This window comes from Tabrizicola sp., assembly GCF_051645465.1.
GTDB lineage: Bacteria > Pseudomonadota > Alphaproteobacteria > Rhodobacterales > Rhodobacteraceae > Tabrizicola.
The window spans coordinates 1-4,648 of record NZ_JBOFBI010000084.1 but is presented as its reverse complement, the minus strand read 5'-3'; the positions used below and the strand labels follow the sequence as shown (position 1 = coordinate 4,648).

Sequence of the window (4,648 nt, the reverse complement as noted above, 5' to 3'; positions counted from 1 at the left end):
ATCTGAGCGAAGTGTACCTCTATCCGGTCTGTGCACCTTCCGTTGCACGGCGGCTGAAAACCCCGCAGGACGTTTACTCCGCAACGATCATCAGAAATGACGGCGCGCGAGACAACTGGGACGACTGGGCTCGCGTCGCTGGCCTGACCGAACCCCTTGTTGCCAGTATGTCATTTTCGGAGGCGGGCATGTGTGTAGATGCGGCGATCGCTGGGCTTGGCGTCGCCTTGACCTGGGACTTCACCACAGCTGACGCGCTGGACGACGGTAGGCTTGTCCGCCCGTTTAAGGAGCAACTCGTGTCGAGTTTCGGCCTTTGGTTCGTCACCGCCAAGAGCCGTGGCAGTGATCCCAAGGTATCCGCGTTCAGGGCTTGGATGAAGCGGCAGCTTCGGAAATGAAGTCACCGCGCAAAATGATACTCTGTGACAGCAACCGATATGCTCTGATGAGCGCGGCGCCTGCTCGGCGGATCCAAGTGGATGGGAAGACATCGATGGAGGCTCTTAGTGCCATCGGATTAAACGCTCGTGGGTGTTCAGCCATCAGAGCGGAAGTCTGACATCGCCCCGGAGTCCGCTTTTCACCATGGCCACGCCACCGGCTGTTCTTCTTGCGCGCGACCGGTCATCATGGGTTGGAATCGTTCGAACTGGTCCTGACGAGGATTTCGGCAATTTTGCGGGCTGCCGGCCCCAAAGGCTCGTCCAGCCGGTGGGCAAGATAGGTTTCTGAAACGACCTCGGCATTCCGCCCGAGCGCACCTGTCCCCAGTCTGCGCAGTCTGCCACCCTCCAGGTCGCGCTGGACCAGCCAGAGCGGAAGCCGACCCCAGCCGACCCCCGCGAGGATCAGCGCGTGCTTGGCGTCCTGGCTGCCGACCCGGCAGGTCTGCGGCGAGATGACGCCAAAGTCGCGCCCCTTGGACACCTGCGAGGGGTCTGACAGGACGACCTGGACGTGATCGGCAAGGTCAGGAATGCCGATGGACTGTCTTTCCTGAAAGCCGGCAAGCCGATGATCGGCCGCGACCACCGCCACCTGCGAGATCGACGACAACGCTTCGAAGGTGATCCTTGGATCGCGGAACTCTTCACCGACCATGATGGCCAGTGTGCAGCGCCGTTCCCGCAGCGCCGTCAGCGGACCGCCCAGCGGTTCGACCACCAGACGCACGCTTACCAAGGGAAAGGCCGTCCGCAGCTCGGCAAGTGCTTGGCCCACGTGGTGGATCGGATAAAGGGTATCCACGGCCAACGGCAGCTCCAGCTCGACGCCTTCGCCAAGGCCGCGCGCGCGTGCCCGCATAGCGTCGACCCGCAGCAGGATATCCCGCGCGTTGGCCAGAAGCGCCTCGCCCTCCCGTGTCATAAGCGGCCGATGCCCGGTCCGGTCGAACAGCGCGACGCCGAGTTGCGCCTCGAGGTTCGCGATGGCGACGCTGACGCCCGATTGCACCCGCCCCAGACGCCCTGCTGCCGACCGGAAGCTTCCGCTGTCGGCGATCGTCACGAAGGTTCGGATCTGATCAAGGGTAAGGGCGTCGAGCATGATCGAGGAAATAGATCGGTTTGATGCATTTAATATCACTTCTAACGAACTGGCAAACACCTAGACTTTCCGCGGAAACCAAACCGCAAAAGGTGCAGATAATGTGCAAAGTCTTGATCCTCTACTATTCGTCCTATGGCCACATCGAGACGATGGCCAAAGCGGTGGCGGCGGGTGCCGATGCAGCGGGTGCGGCTGTCGCAGTGAAGCGTGTGCCCGAGCTTGTCCCGGAGAGCGTGGCGAAGAAATCAGGCTACAAGCTGGACCAGCCGACGCCGATAGCAATGGTGGCGGAGCTGGCCGACTACGACGCAATTATCATCGGCACGCCGACGCGTTTCGGGAACATGGCTTCGCAGATGAAGAACTTCCTCGACCAGACGGGTGGGCTGTGGTTCGAAGACCGGCTGGTCGGCAAGGTTGGTAGCGTCTTCACCTCGACCGGCAGTCAGCATGGCGGGCAGGAGACGACTATTCAGTCCACGCACACGGTGCTGCTGCATTTGGGCATGCTGGTGGTCGGTCTGCCCTACAGCTTCAAGGGGCAGATGCGGATGGACGAAATCACCGGCGGCTCGCCCTACGGCGCAACGACATTGTCTGAAGACAAGGATGGGGGCTCACGCCAGCCAAGCGCCAACGAACTCGCTGGCGCCCGCTATCAGGGCACGCACGTTGCCGAGGTCGCTATGGCGCTGGTACGCGGGAGACGCGTCGCTGCCGCGGAAATGGTTTGAGAGGGGCCCATCCCGTATTGGCAGAGTGCCTGTTAGGTTGAGAAGTCTCTTGGATCGGGGCATTTCTGATAGCGGTCACCGGACTGGAGGAAAACTATGGTCGAGCTTGGTGGGAAAGTGGTCGTCGTGACCGGTGCCGGTCGGGGGCTGGGTGCAGCCTTCGCACTTTCGTTGGCAGATGCTGGTTGCGAGATTGTTCTATGTGGGCGGCGGTCTGCGGATCTTGAAATGATCGCGCATCTCTTGGTTACACGAGTCGGAAGGGCCCCAGAAATTGTCATCCTTGACCTCGCCAACATTGAAGGTGTGAAAGAGGCAGTTTCCCGGATCGCTTCGATCAAACGCCAGGTTGATATATTGATCAACAATGGCGCGATGTGGCTGCAGAGTAGTGCCGAACCCTATGCTGAAGAGGATGTGCGCACCGTCATAAGTGCAGCCATGACCGGAACTTTCCTTTTCACGCAAGGACTTCGCCCACTCATGTTGGCCTCTGAGGCTCCGGATGTTGTGACGATTGGCTCGATCAGCGGCCTACCGAATGCGGCACTGCAATCCGTCTCGGTGCCATTTTATTCTGCCAAGCGCGGGCAGGTCGCCTTGGCCGAAGGGTTGCGGCAGGAATTCTCAGGTAGCAAGTTTCGCTCGATCTTGGTGAATCCGCCCTATCTGGATGACGCGATGCCTGGCCAGCAGGACTGGATTGACGCTGGCGACCGCCGGAAGGGAGCACGCGGGACAAGCCGTGATGTGGTAGAGGCGACCATCTTCGCTTTGACCCGCCCACGCCATGTATCTCTCACCATCGAGATCGGGTCGGATGATGGCGGCCTGTTTCCTTCGAGCCAGGTCACCGACTCATACTGACTTGAGATCCGGTTCTTCTTTGCTTTGAGCGAGAGTCCTCGTTCTCTTTTGCTTTGGAACACGACCCTGAACCGCCGGACGCTGGCGTTTTCGGGCGGTCCAAGGTTGGGGGTCGGATCAAGCCGACGAAGACTCTTCATGCTGCCGGATGAAATCTTCGAGGCGGGTCAATGCAATCAAAGCCGTATGGTCCCACGCATGACGATAATGCCTGCTCCGGACAGCTCAGGTTCAGGCGTCAGTCTGAGGTTCAGGATGCTCCTGCGTCCCATTTTTGTGCCTTGCTCGACCGCGATAGAGCCACTCCGAAGCAGCCCCTGTCGACCAAGGTATGCTGCCAACGGTCCCGCCGCCGTCCCTGTAGCTGCGTCTTCCCAGAGGCCTACGGTGGGATTGAAGAACCGGGCATAGGCCCTCTCGGGGGAGAGAGTATCGTGGGCATAGATGTAGCAACCCTCCGCGCCCGCCTGACGCAGGACATCCAGCAACGCATCTGATGCTGGCTTTGCCTGGTCCACCGTACCGGGGTCGCGGACGCGCACGAGCAGGTGCGAAGCGCCAGTGTCTCCTGGGCGAGGGGCTGGCGTTGTCATGATGTCTGATACCTGAAGCCCGAGCGCTCCAGCCAAGGCCGTTACGTCATCGAGTGGCGGAGAGAGCTTGAGCGGCGCCTGGCGCATGTGTCCAAAAATTCTGCCGCCGACGGTCGTCAGGACGATTGGCAGAACCTCGTCGCCGATTTCCTGGTGAAAGGTCCGTGGCGCGTTCAGTGGACCGAGCTTGCCGTCCTCGGCAAGCCAGAGCCAAGCCCCAAGCGCGTTGTGCCCGGCGCCAACAACCTCCGCGCCGCTGGCCGTAAAGGAGCGCAGCTTTCGATCCGCCCGCGTGCTGCGCATGATGAAGGTCGTTTCGGCCTGATTGAATTCTCCGGCGATCTGTTTCATTTTCGCGACGGTAAGGTCGTCAGCATCCTCGACTACGGCAAGAGGATTGCCGCTGAGCGGTTTGTCAGCGAAAACGTCGATTAGACCTGCGATAAGTTCCATGGCGTAGCGTTCCTTTGCTTTGTGGTTCTTGCGATCTTGAATTCTGTGCCGGAAGATCGGGTCACCCTTCAAATTCGCATAAGTGACACATGAGGATGCTCATCGCGTCGAACGCGACTTCGCTTTCTTCGCTCACTCGACCGCATTCCAAACTCGGGCGCAGGCGAACTTGGCCTAGTCATCGACAATTGCGATTGCGTCGACCTCCAGCATGTACTCGCTGCGGCTTAGCGTCGCCACGCCAATAAGCGTGTCGGTCGGCTTGTGGTCGCCGAAGAGCGAGACGCGGCCTTCCTCAATCATCTCAAGGTGTTCACGTCGATAGTTCGAGACGAAGATCGTAAGCTTGGCGACCTGTTCAGGCCGCGCACCAGCTGCGGCAAGGGCTCGGCCTATGTTGGCAAATACCTGCTTCGACTGCGCCGCCATGTCGCCGACAGCGACCGT

6 protein-coding genes are annotated in these 4,648 nt (G+C 60.2%); 3 read left to right on the top strand and 3 right to left on the bottom strand.

Features of this window, described 5'->3' with window-relative positions; translation table 11 throughout:
- Positions 1-401 (top strand): LysR substrate-binding domain-containing protein (locus tag ACRCSW_RS05595; protein ID WP_438703302.1); only part of this gene is annotated, 401 nt, incomplete at its 5' end.
- Positions 402-630: 229 nt separating this feature from the next.
- Here the strand turns inward: ACRCSW_RS05595 and ACRCSW_RS05590 are convergent.
- The gene (locus tag ACRCSW_RS05590) at positions 631-1,551 is read right to left on the bottom strand and encodes a LysR family transcriptional regulator (RefSeq protein ID WP_438703300.1); all 921 of its coding nucleotides are present in this window, start codon (positions 1,549-1,551) and stop codon (positions 631-633) included.
- A 101-nt stretch (positions 1,552-1,652) separates the two neighbouring features.
- On the opposite strand from ACRCSW_RS05590, the gene wrbA reads away from it, so the two are divergent.
- Positions 1,653-2,288, top strand: a complete 636-nt coding sequence (wrbA, locus tag ACRCSW_RS05585; protein ID WP_438703298.1) for an NAD(P)H:quinone oxidoreductase — start codon at positions 1,653-1,655, stop codon at positions 2,286-2,288.
- A 96-nt stretch (positions 2,289-2,384) separates the two neighbouring features.
- Complete coding sequence (locus tag ACRCSW_RS05580; protein ID WP_438703296.1) at positions 2,385-3,155, top strand: SDR family oxidoreductase; 771 nt, start codon at positions 2,385-2,387, stop codon at positions 3,153-3,155.
- Between the two features lie 176 nt (positions 3,156-3,331).
- Here the strand turns inward: ACRCSW_RS05580 and ACRCSW_RS05575 are convergent, their stop codons facing one another.
- Positions 3,332-4,201, bottom strand: coding sequence for a PhzF family phenazine biosynthesis protein (locus ACRCSW_RS05575; RefSeq protein WP_438703295.1), 870 nt, complete (start codon positions 4,199-4,201; stop codon positions 3,332-3,334).
- A gap of 174 nt (positions 4,202-4,375) precedes the next feature.
- The coding region (locus ACRCSW_RS05570; RefSeq protein ID WP_438703293.1) for a RidA family protein at positions 4,376-4,648 on the bottom strand (273 nt) is incomplete at its 5' end.

What these genes read in the sequence shown, in the direction of transcription:
- ACRCSW_RS05580 (WP_438703296.1), top strand. Translation starts at nt 2,385, where the DNA reads ATGGTCGAGCTTGGTGGGAAAGTGGTCGTCGTGACCGGTGCCGGTCGG.
- wrbA (WP_438703298.1), top strand. Translation starts at nt 1,653, where the DNA reads ATGTGCAAAGTCTTGATCCTCTACTATTCGTCCTATGGCCACATCGAG.
- ACRCSW_RS05575 (WP_438703295.1), bottom strand. Translation starts at nt 4,201, where the DNA reads ATGGAACTTATCGCAGGTCTAATCGACGTTTTCGCTGACAAACCGCTC.
- ACRCSW_RS05590 (WP_438703300.1), bottom strand. Translation starts at nt 1,551, where the DNA reads ATGCTCGACGCCCTTACCCTTGATCAGATCCGAACCTTCGTGACGATC.